This is a genomic window from Sphingobacterium siyangense (genome assembly GCF_023277505.1).
Lineage (GTDB): Bacteria > Bacteroidota > Bacteroidia > Sphingobacteriales > Sphingobacteriaceae > Sphingobacterium > Sphingobacterium siyangense.
The window spans coordinates 1,179,122-1,194,282 of record NZ_CP080574.1; the positions used below are offsets into that span (position 1 = coordinate 1,179,122).

Below are 15,161 nucleotides of genomic sequence, written 5' to 3' on the forward strand. Positions count from 1 at the left end.
ACAACCTCAGGTTGTGGTGGATTTAATCAACAATAGACAGTTTTGTATTGTTGATTAAAACCAAGATGAAAAGAACAAATATTATATACCTGCTGCTGATAGTGGCTATAATTATAGGGTTGATATTATTACCGTTTATCAAAGTGCCGATTTCAATTTCGGCACAGGGAATCGTCAGGCCTACGATGGAGAATACAAAGATGCTATCCTTGGTCAGTGGCCGTATTATTGACAACCGTATAGTAGGCAACAATCAGCAGGTAAAACAGGGGGATACACTACTAATCATTGTTTCCGAAGATCTGGAAAATAAATTGTCTCTAAATAAGGGTTTAACGGATGACTATGCGAGGCAAATCGCTGATCTAAAACTTATTCTTGATGGTAGGGCAAAAAGTCTGCAAAGTGGACAATATCAACTGGAATATCTGTCCATGGAACAACGTATGTCTGAAATACAGTCGCAGCTTACCTTAGCACGCCGTGAACTGGACCGACATAATCAGCTATTCAGCCAGGGGGTGGTTTCCCAAGCAGAACTTGATAAAACACAATACTCTTTTGAACAACTTGAACATCAGTTTTTGACGATACGGAAGCAGCAGATGGCGCAATGGAGCGCTAAGTTGGTCGAACTGAAACAGAAGGCACAGTCGCTGTCGTCCGAGAAAAAGTCTATCTTGATTGATGGTCAAAATTATATTGTTCGAGCGCCCATAACAGGTACAGTGGTTAATTTTAAAGGATATCAAAAAGGAGGACAGCTCGTGCAGGGACAGGATATTTTGGAAATTTCGCCAGAGGATCAGCTTATAGCTGAATGTATGGTGCCTGCCAAATCGATCGGCTATATCAAAAAGAATCAATCGGTCAAATTCCAGATGGACACGTATAATTATAACCAATGGGGATTTCTTTCGGGGACAGTGCATGATATTGACTACAATCTGGTAAACGATCAACAAAAAGGATCCTTTTTTAAGGTCAGGTGCCGTATGGATCAAAACTTTCTGAGCCTCCCCAATGGAAATAAGGCCTTTGTAGGAAAGGGAAATACATTTAATGCGCGGTTTTACCTCTTGGACCGTACGTTATGGCAGCTCCTGTTCGATCGGGCCGACAATCTGTTCAATCCAAATCTTGGCGCTAAAACGAGCGCATTATAAAAATTTCTTTATTAATCTGACAACAGTAAATTTGTAATGAAAAAATCTCCTGTTTGCATTAAGCAGCACGATATCCGTGACTGTGGGGCGGCCTGTCTGGCTTCTATTGCGGGCTATTATGGTACACATATTCCTATTGCCAAGATTAGACAATTCTGTCACACCGATACGCGTGGTACCAATGTGTTAGGTATGGTTCAAGGACTGCAACAAATGGGTTTTAATGCCAAAGGTGTCAAGGGCGCTATAGATGCCATTCCGCAGATACCTTTACCAGCAATTGCCCATGTTGTGCTCAAAGAGCAGCTCCAACACTATGTGGTAATCTATCAGGTGGAAAAGGATAAAATTACGGTGATGGATCCTGGTTTGGGAAAAGTAGAAAAATATACCTTTGAGGCCTTTCAGAAGATTTGGACTGGGGTGTTGATCTTAATGGAACCCAATGAATATTTTGAACAGAAAAATGAGAAGATCGATGTTTACAAGAGATTCTGGAATCTGATCCGGCCGCATCGCTCGGTGATCGTTCAGGCACTGGTGGGAGCTGCTGTGTATACGCTGCTGGGGCTTTCAACATCGTTTTACATTGAGAAAATTACCGATTATGTACTGGTCGATGGCAATGTGCGCTTATTGAACCTTCTTTCGATCGGTATGTTGGTCATTCTGATTTTTCAGTTGCTCATTGGTACATTGAAAAGTGTCATGGTCCTGCAGACGGGGCAAAGGATCGATAAATACCTGATTTTGGGTTACTATAAGCACTTGCTGAGCCTTCCGCAACGCTTCTTTGATACAATGAAAGTAGGCGAGATTATATCGCGGGTCAATGATGCAGTCAAAATTCGTGCTTTTATCAACGATGTAGCCATACAAGCGGTCGTTAATGTGTTGATCGTAGTCTTTTCCTTTGCGCTTATGTTTACCTACTTCTGGAAGCTGGCTTTGATCATGCTGCTTGTTATCCCTTTTTATCTTGGGGTCTATTGGCTTTCGAATAAACTGAACAAAAAAGTAGAGCGCCGGATGATGGAAGAAGGGGCCGAACTGGAATCTCATCTGGTCGAATCGCTCAATTCGGTCAAGACTATCAAGCAGTTTGGTATTGAAACTTATTTTAATAGTGGTACAGACAATCGGTTTTCGCATGTATTGAAAACCATTTATGCCTCGGTGATGAATGGCTTGTTTTCCAGTACCTCTGGCGAGTTATTGTCACGGTTATTTACCATTATCCTCTTATGGGTTGGCTCATACTATGTGATCGAACGTACGATCACACCGGGAGAACTACTCTCATTTTACGCCCTGATCGGTTATTTTACAGGTCCGGTGACGCAATTGATCGGCATGAACAAGACATTGCAAAATGCATTGATTGCAGCAGATCGCCTGTTTGAAATTATGGATCTGGAGCGCGAAGAATCAGAAGAAAAATTACAGCTTACTTCGGATCTGGTTGGGGATATTGTCTTTGATAATGTTCGTTTTTCTTACGGATCACGGGTAGAGGTATTCCGAAATTTTAGCTGCCGGATACAACAGAGCAAGATGACGGCTGTGATCGGAGAAAGTGGAAGCGGTAAGACTACGCTGGGAGCGCTTATTCAACAGCTGTATCCATTACAGGAGGGGAAGATTTCTATTGGGCAATACGATCTGAACTATATTTCGAAGAGCTCCCTTCGGGAACGCATTGCCATCGTGCCCCAACAGATCGATCTTTTTTCGGGTAATGTTGTCAGCAATATTGCTGTTGGTGAGGATATCCCCAATTTTCAGCGTCTCTTGCAGGTGGTCAATGAATTGGACATGATGTCTTTTATTGAAAAGTTGCCAGCCGGTTTTGAAACTCAGCTGGGTGAAAATGGATCCATGCTATCCGGTGGACAGCGGCAACGAATTGCCATTGCACGAGCATTATACCGCAATCCGGACATTCTGATTTTAGACGAAGCAACTTCAGCTTTGGATACTTCAACAGAACAGGTAATCCAGCGGGCATTCCGTCGCTTTAAAGATTCGGGTAAGACGATGATTGTGATTGCCCATCGGTTGAGTACGATTGCCGAGGCCGATACCATTATGGTGCTTAAAGATGGTGTACTTATCGAACAGGGCGAACATGAGGAATTATTAACCCAAGAGTCTGCTTATAGGGATATGTGGAAAAAGCAATCGATCGTGTTAAATTAACTGTTGTTTTTTATTCAATGATGAACAAATATCAAAGAAGCAGGATAAAGTGCTGTTTTATTTTTTTAGCGGTACTGTTATCTACGAATGTGCTGGCGCAGCGAGCCTGGACTTTACAGGATTGTATCGATTATGCGGTGGCTCATCATCTGCCGATCAAACAGCAGGACATCAAGGCTAAGATAAAAGTGCTGGATCAGGAAATGGCACTGCGGGAACGCTTGCCAAGTGTGAACGGCTATGCAAATGGTTATACGACTTTTGGATCATCGCAGGATGTGTTTGGTACGATTCGGCGCAATGACAACCTGAATAGCAACATGGGGATCAATGCGGAGCTGACCCTATACCAATATAACTATTTTCGAAACCAAGCCAAGAAAGCCGCTTCCGAGGCGGAACAGGAACGTATAGAAAAGGAGATATTGAAAAGGAATCTTACCGTTCAGCTGATGGAAGCCTATCTGCAGACTTTGCTGGTTCAGGCACTGTTGGTGTCCCAGGATTCGGCCATGCAGTTTTCACAGCAGTTATTGGATAAAGCACAGAAAAGTACGGCAGTAGGGGCAACAGCAGTGTCGGTAGTTGCCGAAGCAAAAGCCAATCTGGCACGGGAGAAACAGCAATACCAACAATATCACAAAGATAGACAACAGTCCTTGCTCAAACTAGCCCAGCTGATGAACTACCCGGACTATAATAACTTAAGCCTGGCTGTCCCAGTAGCGGAGAGTGATCTTCTGCAAGAGCATACTTTTTCGGATATATCGAACCTGCGGGAAGAAGCTTATTTGCATAATCCGGTATTTGCTAAGTTCCGAAGTCAAGCTGTTGGACTTGAGGTCGAGTCCAAGTTGGTTAAAGCAGCGTTATTTCCGACGGTAAAAGGATCCGCTGGTTTGGGGAGTACCTATTTCAATGCTTTTAAAGCGGACAATACGCGATCTTTTTTTGTACAGAGTAAAGACAACTTTGCCCAGCAGCTCGCTGTGACGGTTTCGGTGCCCATCTTCAACAAAGGAAAAACAAATCGTCAGTTGAAGCAGATCGACTTGAACCAGCAAAATATACAATTGGCGATTGATAATGAAAAGTTTGCTCAGCAGCAGATCTTAGATAAGCTATTGCTTGAATTGGATGAGAACAGAAAGCAATATGGTATTGCGGTAGAAGCGAGCACGGCAACAGCGCAATCTTTGGATTACACCTTGCGGAGTTTTGAAGCGGGCAAGGCATCGATCTATGATGTCAATACGAGTAAAAGTAATTTGATTAAAGCGGAGTCGGAAACGATCCGCAGCAAATATACTGTGGTGTTCAATCAGCTCATGCTGCGCTATCAGATTTATGGATCGATAAATTAAAATCATTATGAAGCTATTTCAATATATAGATCGGATTAATTTGTTGGACAAGTTGATCCGCCAAAGAAGGACGGGGACGCAGTCAGAACTAGCAGTCCGCCTCGGGCTTTCTGTGTCACGATTGGCCCGTATTATTGAATATCTTAGAGATATTGGTGCTCCAATTACTTTTGATAGATCGCTTAATACGTATTACTATGAAAAAGACTATTCAATCCAAATCAAGGTAGAGGTTCAGCAGGAAAATATTCATTTGCTGGATTTAAATCAGATGAGACAAGCAAATGCGGGTGATAATTTTATTTCAAATCATTTTCTGAATGCTTTTTTGTGCATTGAGCAAAAGTAATTTAGTAGTGTTGATCAATAGAGCAGGAATCCGAAAAGGCTAACAATAGAGTAGGGACTAATTTTTTATAAATCAAAAAAAATGAATACATTAGATTTAAAAGGTTTCGGTGTTCAGGAAATGGATGCGAAAGAAATGGAAGTAGTTGATGGGGGATGGTGGCAAGCTGCTTTGGGGACATTTTTATATAATGTCGTTGCTGATTGGAGACAAAACGTTGCTGCATTTGAAAGAGGAATAAATGGTGAAGCTTTATAAACTTGTAAATTTATGAACAAAATAGAACTAACAGAATTGACTAATTCTGAGATTATTGAAGTAAACGGTGGAGATGGTATGACAGAAGCTTTTTTTTGGGTTTTAGGTCGATTTTTTCAGGCTCAACAGAGAGATCTAGATGGATCCATTGGTGGCCCTACAGCAATTCATGGGTAATTTAGTGCTTTGAAAATAAAAACTATTTTACGTAAGAACCTAAGTACTTTACTACTTAGGTTCGTCCTAATTTTGATTTATTGAAACAAAAAATAAAACTTTTAATATTTGGTACTTTACAATCAAGTATTATATTGATTGTGTTTTTTCTATTGTTTGGCTTAGATATAGCCTCCAATACTATTACCATGTCTGATCAATTTAATATCTTTCTAATATGTATCTGTACAGCTTTTTTTGAAGAGATTGTCTTTCGGTATTATTTGATTCGCGGGTTGAGTAGATTTTTTAATAAGAAAAAATCAGTAATAATTTCCGCTGTGTTATTTGCTGCATGTCATCTAGGAAATTCTCATTTTACGACCACAGCATTTGCTTCCCATTTTCTAGGTGGTATAATTTATGCATATGCTTATATTCATACGAAATCTATATATTATCCTGTTGGATTACACTTCGGTTGGAATTATATTCAATGGTTATTTTCACTTCCAATGAGTGGAACAACAAAAAGTGGTTTATATAGTCTTATTTTGCCAACCAATGATTATTGGTTGGGAGGAAATTATGGGATAGAAGGAGGGTTTGCAAGTCTTCTGATTAGGAGTATCTTGTTTGGCGTTATCTTATTTACAGTTTCCAGATATGAAAGAAATGCACACGTGAATTATTAGGTTTCGGTTTTCTATTAATGTTAACATTTTATTTATATATGGGCCCAAAATAAGTAAAAAAGGGGAGAGTAGCATGATATTGAAATTATTAAAAAGTTGTGAATATAAGAATTATTCCATTGGATTGGGCTTTAAATTAAGATATTTAAATTATGTTGTTAGTAAAAAGTCATAACTTGATTATTATATTTGGCTATCGAATTTTTCTAATTTTGCTACTTATCCGTGCAATGGTTGCACATAATCAAAAAAATAAAGCCCGTATATAAATTAATACCACTAAATAATGATGAATCGCAGGCTATAAGAATAAACTATGGTATAAATTTATAGGAGAAAAACATCTTCTATAAATATAATTTGAAGACATTATTACTTTTTCTACCCTAGTTCAAAGAAAGTAATGGTGTTTTGACTTGTGCTATTGGCAATTGAAGAGTAGTTGATGAGAATAATGTGAGAAAATTAATGAATGAATTAATAGATTATCCAGGGTTTGTTGTAGAGCCGAGATTGATTAGTATGTCTAAAGCTAACATGATAGGCATGTTGTTTTTCGCTGTTTTCATTCTCTTATACGGGATACCTTTTTGTTTACTGTGGGATCTAAAGGAAGAGCTGGCGGCAATTAAAGATAGCCTATATAATAAAGCTTCGAATGCATGGTGGGTTTATGGTATTGTCATTATTATCGGTGTCGTTCTTCATGAATTGATTCATGGCATTGTATTCGCATCCTTTGCGAAGCAAGGTTTCAAATCCATAAAGTTTGGAATTATTTGGAAAATGCTCACTCCATATGCTCATTGCAAAGAACCGTTACGGGTAAGACCTTATATGTTAGGTGTAGTTATGCCTTTTCTCCTTGTTGGCTTTTTACCCGCGATTTATTCAATTTTTACTGGAAATTTACCACTTTTATTTTTTGCAATTTTCTTCTCTGGTGCGGCAGTCGGAGATTTCATGATTTTAAATTTAATTTATAAAGAGAATAAAGATAACCTGGTACTCGATCACCCTACTGAGGGAGGTTGCTTTATTTTGAAAAAGGTTACTAATCCAGCGGATTTGTGATTACAAAACGATATTTGATCTGAGAGTCTAGCCTAAATACTTGTGTGATAAATTCTTAACTTCCTTCTAATTCCTTTAGCCCCACCATTGTAATAGGAGACTCTTGGTTTTCTTCATTACTTATGTAATAAACTGTTTTGTTGCTCTTTTTTCCATAGAAAATTTATTGAAATACAACCACAGGTTGTGGTATAGATATATCCTAATGTTTATTTTTGGGACAGTAACTAAATCTAAATATTTATGGAAACTAAAACAATTTTAAAATTTGTAGTAATAATAGCTATTCTGGCATTTTGTGTTTATCTGCTATCTAATGTCGGCGAATTTATTCGAGGATTTGAAGATGGTTTTAATGCGGCCAAAAATAAATAAAAACCTTAAATTTAAACGGATGAAAAAACACTTTATTCTTCTATTACTTTTTTTTATAATCACTTTTAGTGGTTTTGCGCAGGGGAATTCGATGCTGTGGAAAATCTCGGGAAATGGACTTAAACAAGATTCCTATCTGTTTGGTACGATCCACATGTTGTGCCCTGACGATTTTGAGATCAAACAAAAATGCCTGGATGCGCTTAATTCGAGTCAGAAAGTCGTATTTGAAGTGGATCTGTCGAAACCTGAAAATATGGAGGTCCTACAGGCATTTGCCGTACCTGACCCTAGTTTTATTAAAAACTTTACCGATAGCGAAGTGCGTAAAATGGATAGCGTCTTGTTGGCACAGCAGCTTTCAATTAAATTATTGGATCATGTTTCACCGGTAACAATGGCTTCCTTATTTTCAATGAAGGGCTTTAATTGTCCTGATCCAACAAAGTTGAAATCATATGAAATTGAACTATCGGCTCTGGCCTCCGCTCAGAGTAAAACAATTGGCGAACTTGAAACAGCAGATTATCAATTCGGGTTATTGAAAGACTTGATTACGCCAAAGTTATTTATGGACTGGGTATTGCAGTTGGATAAATATCCCGCTCTAACGGCCAAAATGGTCAATGCCTATAAAAATGAAAACCTCAAAGAATTAACTGCATTGATTGAGGATCCTACATGGATGTCTGTCGAACAGAAAGAAAAGCTCTTGACAGGGCGGAATATAAACTGGACAACGATTATTCCGAATTTGATCAAAGACCAGGGTTGCTTTATTGCTGTGGGAGCTGGACACCTGTCTGGTGAAAAGGGCTTGATCTCGTTACTTAGAGCAAAAGGTTATAGCTTGACGGCAATTGATTAGGATTGTTATTTTTTGAGATAAAGGAAGTATAGTCCCTTGATAGAATACGCTTATTGTTTTTCGATGGTCTCATCGTTTTATATGGAGTGCCCTTTTATTTATTGTGGGATCTAAAGAAAGAGCTGGCGGCAATTAAAGATCGCCTATATCATAAAGTTTCGAATGCATGATGGGTTTATGGCATTGTCATTATTATCGGTGTCGTTCTTAATGAATTGATTCATGGTATTGTATTCGTATCCTTTGCGAAGCAAGGTTTCAAATCTATAAAGTTTGGAATTATTTGGAAAATGCTCACCCCATATGCTCATTGCAAAGAACCGTTACGGGTAAGACCTTATATGTTAGGTGTAGTTATGCCTTAAAGTTTTAATTTATAACTTATGAAGTCGCTTAAGATCACTATCTAAAATGAAAAACGGACAATTTACGATGTGAAAATTGTCCGTTTTAGCTGGTTAAATTATTCTTTCATAACTTACTGTTGTAAAGGTTTATCCATATAGACTTATCATACAGTTTCATCAAAAAGGAAATACATGTCAAAATATATAAATCGATTGTTGAAATTACCTGTGCTTTATTTATATACTCTTATGATAGTTTCTTATCTGAGTATTGATGTTTTGTGTCACGTAATACTTATTGATTTATTCAAGTTTGAATCGGTTTCAAATGCGGTAACTCGAGATCAAAGTATATTGAAAATATTCATATATGCACTAATTTTAGGGCCATTTTTTGAGACATTACTATTTCAATTTATACCCGTAAAACTTCTGTCTACATATGTTTTTTTTAAAAAGAAAAAAATATGGATAGTTTTAATTTCTGCCCTTCTTTTCGCTTTGACTCATTTATATAGCTCTTATTATTTCATTTATACTTTTTTGATGGGTATAAATTTAGTCTTATTCTTTTTTATTATGGAGTTTAAGAATAAAGGTTCAGGACTTTGGCATACCACATTGCTACATGCTATTATTAATCTAATGGTTTTTATCCATCAATATTTTAGATAAGAAAATTTTGGCGTGCAGTAATCGATTTCCAAAAAAATAGTCGAAATTGATGGGGGATAAGCTACATTGTACATTTTATAATGGTGTTTCTGATTGGAGCCAAAATGTTGCTATATTTGAGCGAAGTCTAAATAGTTGAGCTTTATAAAAGATGTATGCTACGAACAAAGTAAAGTTAACAGAATTCTGAATATAAACTGGATAACGATTATTCCGAATTTGATCAAAGATCAGGGTTGCTTTATTACTGTGGGAGCTGGACACCTCTCTGGTGAAAAGGGCTTGATCTGGTTACTTAGAGCAACAGGTTATAGCTTGATAGTAATTGATTTTATCTATGGATTGGGTTTACATCTATTGGTGAGCTTTATAGCCGTTCTCATGAAAATATAGGTATAAAAATAATGAGTTGCGCTACAGGCATGGCCAATATAGTAGCCTTTTAGTAGGTTGACTATGCATATGAAACTAAAATTTACATTTATTCTGATCTGTTTGTTAGCCGGGCTATTATGCAAAGCTCAGATACAGTTTGTCGGCGCTCAGAATAAGTTGCCAATTCCCTCATTAAATATTTACAATGAAAAAGGGACATTGATTGGATTTACAGATAAAACTGGTGTAACTCAGTTTCTCGATAATGGAGTGAAGAAGCAAAAACTACCATTAGCAGTTACGGTACAACATATCTCCTATGAAAACAAAACCTTTTCATTAGTATCGCTGGACGATAAACAACTATATTTTTTGGAGTCAAGACCTCAAGTCTTAAAAGAAGTCACTGTTACGGCAAAGCCAAAAGAAGTCGTGGTATTGAAAGGGTATTTCCGCTCCCTAGAGACATTTGATCATCAGTATAAGTATTTTTCGGACGGAATTGTAGAGTTTTATATTCCGTTGAAGAAGGGTAAACCTAAATATAGATTGATTGATTATCGTGTGTTTGTAGATTCTATTGTCGCTAAGGATTATAATGCAAAAATGCGATCTTTCTTCCAGATTCCTAGGATTACGGAAATAGATAATAGAAAATTAGCGGATCGATTAAATGATCTCGTTAAGGAAAACGATACGTCTAGCCGTATTCGCTTGTTGAAAAAAGGAAATGAGGTAGGGCACCTGACGACAGATGCTGATCGAAGTAATGTTCAATTGTATTTGGATAAGGTGTTGCCAGATACTGTAGTGAATGAAAAACTTTTTAGCCTAGAGGCGAAGACGTTTCACGAGGTTACAATTGAAAATTATAATGCAACCGAATTAAACAGCATGACGCCTTTCAATTTAACAGCCCTTTACCAAAATATTGTTGCGTCTTTAAAACGCAAAAAGGAATACGGCCATATCCCTTGTGAGATACTTAATGAATTTTATGTCATGGAGAATGGGTATATAACGGAAGAGGAATATAAATCTAATCAAAAGGGCTTGACGAAGAGTATTTACACAACGCTCCAAAAAAGCAATTATAAGACACGATTTTGGGAGAAGTTGGAAGACTATCATATTCCAGCGATCAACGATGGACTGGTAAAACAACTTGGTGAAAATCTCCAATTGATTAATTGATATTTAACGGTAATTTGTCGCTATATAACCACAGGTTGTGGTACAACTATATCATAATGTCTATTTTTGGGACAATAGTTAAATCTAAATAATTATGGAAATTAAGAAACTTTTAAAATTTGCAGCAGTAGTAGTGGTGCTCGCTCTCATCGTTTATGTCATCATGAATAGTAGCGCCTTTATTGATGCATTTAATGAAGGGTATAATAGGACCAGAAATAAATAAGTAGAATTATAGAAGATTATTGGATACTGTTAATCCCTAATTAATTAATAAAGGCCAAATAAAAAGGACTGAAATGAAATTTGAAATAAGAATAGGATTTGTTATCGGGATATTAACGATGATTTCTGTCTTGGCCAATGCACAAATTAAAGTCATTGATAGCCTAACACAGGAACCTATAAGTGGTGTCAATCTGTATGCGGATAACGGTAGCTTACTTGGTGCAACAAATATAGCCGGAGAAGTTGTGTTGGATTCGTTGAAACAGGAAAAAACCGTGAATCTAACTTTTCAGCATGTTGCCTATAGTAGTTTGATGGTGCCTTTTTCGGAAGTAAAGACGATGGGCAAGATCAAAATAGTTCCCCGATCAATTAAGATTGATGAGGTAGCGATAGGCGATCGGAGTAAGGCTGACTATGTTGTTTTAAAAGGGTATTTTCGGAACCTTACTTTACTTAATGATAAGATGGGATATTTTGTCGATGGCATAATTTCGTATTATATTCCACTAAAGAATAAGAAAGAAAAGGTTCGGTTTATTCTGAAGGGGTACCGCATTTTTGAAAATAAAAGTGCTACGCAAGATCTCGCAGATAAGATGGGAACTTTTTTTTCCTATAATCCAAGCGTGATCAATCTTAAAAACACTTCGATCGCCTATCAGTTGCCGAAAGGATTTCGGTTGGAGAAGGATAAAGGTCGGCGGTTTATAAAACAAGGGAGTACAAACATGGGCTTTGTACAAGTTTCCAACGAGGGAAAAGGGCAGGTATATCTAAATCGGGTAGCGCCGGGTACCTCAATTGACCGAAAGATATTTAAAATACAGGGCCGTCAACATAGTGGCGTAACGATAGAAACGTATGCGCATGTAACTCCGGATAATTTAACAATGGATCATTTGGTCAGTGTGGTTAGGTCATCTGTCGGTGGTCTTAAAAAAAAGAGCCAAACTGAATATATGCCGATAGAGTCATATGATGAATTTTATGTGCTAGAAAAGGAGTATATCACCACAGATCAATTTACTGAATACAAAAAGCAATTTGCAAAAAGTATATTTCTGAAAGGAAGCAGTGATTATCAGAGCACCTATTGGAATGATCTCGATAGGTACGGAATCCCCGCTTTGCCTAAAGGGGTTAATGGTCAACTGGGAAATATTTTAAAAATTAGAGAGTAGCCTTATCGGGGCTTACCATCGAATTATCAAAAATTGAAACCTAACCCGATGAAATACATGCTATATACGTTGGTTATTAGTGTTTTTTTTATTGTATTTGTAAATAGTTTTGATGGCTTTTATGCTCGGGGTGAATAGAGAGGTCGGTGATATATTTGAAAAATAAACGAATGGATGCCAGCTTTTTAAAAAAAGTATAAATTCCTGAAAAATTAAAAGTTAGATACTTGCAGGATTCAAATCTTCTTATTAACTTTGCACCTCGGTTGGGGTGTTACGTCCTGGCCGATGAATGTTACGTTATTTGCTTCCAACTTACTAACAGACATTTAACAAAATTAAATTCAAAACAAAATGGCAAAAGAAGTCAGTGCGTTAGTAAAATTACAAGTTAAGGGCGGAGCTGCGAATCCTTCACCTCCAGTAGGACCTGCATTGGGTGCTAAAGGTGTGAATATCATGGATTTCTGTAAGCAGTTCAACGCTCGTACGCAAGACAAACCAGGTCAAGTATTGCCTGTTGTCATTACAGTTTACGCTGATAAATCATTTGATTTTATCATCAAGACTCCACCGGTAGCAGTTCAGTTGAAAGACGCTGCGAAATTAAAAAGTGGATCTGGCGAGCCTAACCGTAAAAAAGTTGCGGCTATCACTTGGGAACAAGTTGAGACAATCGCTAAAGATAAAATGCCTGATTTAAATGCATTTACTGTAGAGGCTGCTATGAAAATGGTAGCTGGTACAGCACGTAGTATGGGTATTACTGTATCAGGTAATGCTCCTTGGAACAATTAATTAAGAAATCAATTTAAGAAAAGTGGCTAGATTAACAAAAAATCAAAAAGCGGCACTATCCAAAATTGAAGCTGGTAAAGCATACTCTTTGAAAGAAGCTTCGGCTTTAGTTAAAGAAATCTCATTGACCAAATTTGATGCTTCTGTGGATATCGACGTTCGTTTGGGCGTAGATCCTCGTAAAGCAAATCAAATGGTTCGTGGTATTGCAACATTACCTCACGGTACTGGTAAAACTGTTCGTGTTTTAGTTTTATGTACTCCTGATAAGGAAGAAGAAGCTAAAGCGGCAGGTGCAGACTACGTAGGTTTAGATGATTACATCAGCAAAATTGAAGGTGGTTGGACTGACGTTGATATCATTATTACTATGCCTAGTGTTATGGCTAAAGTTGGTAAATTGGGTCGTATTTTAGGTCCAAGAAACTTGATGCCTAACCCTAAAACTGGTACAGTTACAACAGAAGTTGGTAAAGCTGTAACAGATGTAAAAGGTGGTAAGATCGATTTCAAAGTTGACAAAACCGGTATCATCCATACTTCTATTGGTAAAGCGTCGTTCGATGCAGATAAGATATATGATAACGCACTAGAGGTATTACAAACTCTAGCTCGTTTGAAACCATCTGCAGCTAAAGGAACTTACTTTAAAAGTATTCACATTTCCTCAACTATGAGTCCTGGTATTCATATTGAGACTAAATCAGTAGCAGGTATTTAATCATGAGAAAAGAAGAAAAACAAGAAATTGTTCTAGCTTTGGCCGAACAGATTAAATCTTACGGTAACTTCTACATTACCGATACTGCTGAGTTGTCAGTTGAAAAAGTGAATAACATTCGTCGTAAATGTTTTGAACAAGGCATCGAGATTAAAGCTGTAAAAAACACTTTAATCAAGAAAGCATTAATCGAAGCTGGTGTTGATGAAGAAGAAATCTTTGGAACGCTTAAAGGAGCGTCTACAATGATGTTTTCAGAAGTCGCTAATGCGCCTGCGAAATTAATCAAAGAATTGCGTAAATCAGGTGAAAAACCGTTGTTAAAAGCGGCTTTCATTGAAGCAACTGCATTCGTTGGAGATAATCAATTAACTGCATTAGTTAATCTTAAATCTAAAAACGAACTTATTGCGGACGTTATCGCAGCCTTGGAATCTCCTGCGAAAAATGTTATTTCAGCTCTTCAATCAGGAGGAAATACTGTTGCAGGTTTAGTAAAAGCTTTAGAAGAAAGAGGTTAACGAATCCTCTAGAACAGAAACATTCGTTACAATTTAATTAACAATTTTTATAAAGTACATTCAAAAATTCAAAATAAAATGGCAGATTTAAAACAACTTGCTGAACAGTTAGTTAACTTAACAGTAAAAGAAGTTAAAGAATTAGCTGATATCTTAAAAGACGAGTATGGCATCGAGCCTGCTGCTGCTGCTGTTGCTGTAGCTGCTGCTCCAGCTGAAGGTGGTGCTGCTGCTGCAGAAGAGAAAACTTCATTTGACGTTATCTTGAAAGAAGCTGGTGGTCAAAAATTAGCTGTAGTTAAATTGGTTAAAGATTTAGCTGGATTAGGCTTGAAAGAAGCTAAAGATTTAGTTGACGGAGCACCTAAAGAATTAAAAGCTGGTGTATCTAAAGACGAAGCAGAAGCTTTGAAAAAACAATTAGAAGAAGCTGGTGCTGTTGTTGAGATTAAATAATCTCAACTAATTAGCCCGAAAAGGTTTAGACTCTGACGATTTTTCGTCAGAGTCTATTCCTATTTATATCAATACGCCACTATGCTGTGTATATGCTGGGCACAGTGGAAAGGTGGTTTACAGCATAAGTGTAAGCGCAGTTTTTTTAAAACTAAAAT

The 15,161-nt window shown here is 37.4% G+C and carries 19 protein-coding genes; all 19 read left to right on the forward strand.

Annotated elements, in window-relative coordinates; translation table 11 throughout:
- Positions 1 to 65: 65 nt before the first annotated feature.
- The 19 genes from K2F45_RS04830 (at position 66) to rplL (ending at position 15,003) form a co-directional block, all read left to right on the forward strand.
- Positions 66 to 1,166 carry an HlyD family secretion protein gene (locus tag K2F45_RS04830; protein ID WP_075991183.1) on the forward strand — a complete coding sequence of 367 codons (1,101 nt, stop codon included), beginning with the start codon at positions 66 to 68 and terminating at the stop codon, positions 1,164 to 1,166.
- Positions 1,167 to 1,202: 36 nt separating this feature from the next.
- Positions 1,203 to 3,365, forward strand: a complete 2,163-nt coding sequence (locus K2F45_RS04835; protein WP_075991184.1) for a peptidase domain-containing ABC transporter — start codon at positions 1,203 to 1,205, stop codon at positions 3,363 to 3,365.
- Between the two features lie 17 nt (positions 3,366 to 3,382).
- Positions 3,383 to 4,729, forward strand: a complete 1,347-nt coding sequence (locus tag K2F45_RS04840; protein WP_157625904.1) for a TolC family protein — start codon at positions 3,383 to 3,385, stop codon at positions 4,727 to 4,729.
- Positions 4,730 to 4,736: 7 nt separating this feature from the next.
- Positions 4,737 to 5,078 carry a hypothetical protein gene (locus K2F45_RS04845; protein WP_248933038.1) on the forward strand — a complete coding sequence of 114 codons (342 nt, stop codon included), beginning with the start codon at positions 4,737 to 4,739 and terminating at the stop codon, positions 5,076 to 5,078.
- Positions 5,079 to 5,159: 81 nt separating this feature from the next.
- Positions 5,160 to 5,336, forward strand: coding sequence for a hypothetical protein (locus K2F45_RS04850; protein ID WP_157625906.1), 177 nt, complete (start codon positions 5,160 to 5,162; stop codon positions 5,334 to 5,336).
- A 12-nt stretch (positions 5,337 to 5,348) separates the two neighbouring features.
- Positions 5,349 to 5,513 carry a hypothetical protein gene (locus tag K2F45_RS04855; protein ID WP_157625908.1) on the forward strand — a complete coding sequence of 55 codons (165 nt, stop codon included), beginning with the start codon at positions 5,349 to 5,351 and terminating at the stop codon, positions 5,511 to 5,513.
- An 80-nt stretch (positions 5,514 to 5,593) separates the two neighbouring features.
- Positions 5,594 to 6,187: a CPBP family intramembrane glutamic endopeptidase gene (locus K2F45_RS04860; protein ID WP_070566311.1), complete on the forward strand. Its 594-nt coding sequence runs from the start codon at positions 5,594 to 5,596 to the stop codon at positions 6,185 to 6,187.
- 468 nt (positions 6,188 to 6,655) lie between these two features.
- On the forward strand, positions 6,656 to 7,261 hold the full coding sequence (locus K2F45_RS04865) for a DUF3267 domain-containing protein (RefSeq protein ID WP_070566313.1): 606 nt from the start codon (positions 6,656 to 6,658) through the stop codon (positions 7,259 to 7,261).
- 243 nt (positions 7,262 to 7,504) lie between these two features.
- A complete protein-coding gene (locus tag K2F45_RS27335; protein WP_257787016.1) occupies positions 7,505 to 7,636 on the forward strand; it encodes a hypothetical protein in 132 nt (43 codons plus the stop codon).
- A 19-nt stretch (positions 7,637 to 7,655) separates the two neighbouring features.
- Positions 7,656 to 8,504, forward strand: coding sequence for a TraB/GumN family protein (locus K2F45_RS04870; RefSeq protein ID WP_172840648.1), 849 nt, complete (start codon positions 7,656 to 7,658; stop codon positions 8,502 to 8,504).
- A 194-nt stretch (positions 8,505 to 8,698) separates the two neighbouring features.
- Positions 8,699 to 8,869: a DUF3267 domain-containing protein gene (locus tag K2F45_RS27410; protein ID WP_368072491.1), complete on the forward strand. Its 171-nt coding sequence runs from the start codon at positions 8,699 to 8,701 to the stop codon at positions 8,867 to 8,869.
- Between the two features lie 231 nt (positions 8,870 to 9,100).
- The gene (locus K2F45_RS27415) at positions 9,101 to 9,526 is read left to right on the forward strand and encodes a CPBP family intramembrane glutamic endopeptidase (RefSeq protein WP_075991187.1); all 426 of its coding nucleotides are present in this window, start codon (positions 9,101 to 9,103) and stop codon (positions 9,524 to 9,526) included.
- Positions 9,527 to 9,661: 135 nt separating this feature from the next.
- Positions 9,662 to 9,919 (forward strand): TraB/GumN family protein, encoded by a 258-nt coding sequence (locus K2F45_RS27420; protein WP_075991188.1) that lies wholly within the window; start codon positions 9,662 to 9,664, stop codon positions 9,917 to 9,919.
- 69 nt (positions 9,920 to 9,988) lie between these two features.
- Entirely contained in the window at positions 9,989 to 11,095 is a 1,107-nt protein-coding gene (locus K2F45_RS04875; protein WP_145329983.1) for a hypothetical protein, read from the forward strand.
- 299 nt (positions 11,096 to 11,394) lie between these two features.
- Positions 11,395 to 12,507: a hypothetical protein gene (locus K2F45_RS04880; RefSeq protein WP_157625910.1), complete on the forward strand. Its 1,113-nt coding sequence runs from the start codon at positions 11,395 to 11,397 to the stop codon at positions 12,505 to 12,507.
- A 354-nt stretch (positions 12,508 to 12,861) separates the two neighbouring features.
- Positions 12,862 to 13,305, forward strand: coding sequence for a 50S ribosomal protein L11 (gene rplK / locus K2F45_RS04885; protein ID WP_070566323.1), 444 nt, complete (start codon positions 12,862 to 12,864; stop codon positions 13,303 to 13,305).
- A gap of 22 nt (positions 13,306 to 13,327) precedes the next feature.
- A complete protein-coding gene (gene rplA, locus K2F45_RS04890; protein WP_046672240.1) occupies positions 13,328 to 14,026 on the forward strand; it encodes a 50S ribosomal protein L1 in 699 nt (232 codons plus the stop codon).
- Between the two features lie 2 nt (positions 14,027 to 14,028).
- Positions 14,029 to 14,547 (forward strand): 50S ribosomal protein L10, encoded by a 519-nt coding sequence (gene rplJ / locus K2F45_RS04895; RefSeq protein ID WP_046672239.1) that lies wholly within the window; start codon positions 14,029 to 14,031, stop codon positions 14,545 to 14,547.
- 78 nt (positions 14,548 to 14,625) lie between these two features.
- The gene (gene rplL / locus K2F45_RS04900; RefSeq protein ID WP_002992785.1) at positions 14,626 to 15,003 is read left to right on the forward strand and encodes a 50S ribosomal protein L7/L12; all 378 of its coding nucleotides are present in this window, start codon (positions 14,626 to 14,628) and stop codon (positions 15,001 to 15,003) included.
- The last annotated feature ends 158 nt before the right edge of the window (positions 15,004 to 15,161 follow it).

Bases quoted from the DNA above. Each gene is read 5' to 3' on its own strand.
- K2F45_RS04830 (WP_075991183.1), top strand. From the start codon at position 66: ATGAAAAGAACAAATATTATATACCTGCTGCTGATAGTGGCTATAATT.
- K2F45_RS04835 (WP_075991184.1), top strand. From the start codon at position 1,203: ATGAAAAAATCTCCTGTTTGCATTAAGCAGCACGATATCCGTGACTGT.
- K2F45_RS04840 (WP_157625904.1), top strand. From the start codon at position 3,383: ATGATGAACAAATATCAAAGAAGCAGGATAAAGTGCTGTTTTATTTTT.
- K2F45_RS04845 (WP_248933038.1), top strand. From the start codon at position 4,737: ATGAAGCTATTTCAATATATAGATCGGATTAATTTGTTGGACAAGTTG.
- K2F45_RS04850 (WP_157625906.1), top strand. From the start codon at position 5,160: ATGAATACATTAGATTTAAAAGGTTTCGGTGTTCAGGAAATGGATGCG.
- K2F45_RS04855 (WP_157625908.1), top strand. From the start codon at position 5,349: ATGAACAAAATAGAACTAACAGAATTGACTAATTCTGAGATTATTGAA.
- K2F45_RS04865 (WP_070566313.1), top strand. From the start codon at position 6,656: ATGAATGAATTAATAGATTATCCAGGGTTTGTTGTAGAGCCGAGATTG.
- K2F45_RS27335 (WP_257787016.1), top strand. From the start codon at position 7,505: ATGGAAACTAAAACAATTTTAAAATTTGTAGTAATAATAGCTATTCTG.
- K2F45_RS04870 (WP_172840648.1), top strand. From the start codon at position 7,656: ATGAAAAAACACTTTATTCTTCTATTACTTTTTTTTATAATCACTTTT.
- K2F45_RS27415 (WP_075991187.1), top strand. From the start codon at position 9,101: ATGATAGTTTCTTATCTGAGTATTGATGTTTTGTGTCACGTAATACTT.
- K2F45_RS04875 (WP_145329983.1), top strand. From the start codon at position 9,989: ATGAAACTAAAATTTACATTTATTCTGATCTGTTTGTTAGCCGGGCTA.
- K2F45_RS04880 (WP_157625910.1), top strand. From the start codon at position 11,395: ATGAAATTTGAAATAAGAATAGGATTTGTTATCGGGATATTAACGATG.
- rplK (WP_070566323.1), top strand. From the start codon at position 12,862: ATGGCAAAAGAAGTCAGTGCGTTAGTAAAATTACAAGTTAAGGGCGGA.
- rplJ (WP_046672239.1), top strand. From the start codon at position 14,029: ATGAGAAAAGAAGAAAAACAAGAAATTGTTCTAGCTTTGGCCGAACAG.
- rplL (WP_002992785.1), top strand. From the start codon at position 14,626: ATGGCAGATTTAAAACAACTTGCTGAACAGTTAGTTAACTTAACAGTA.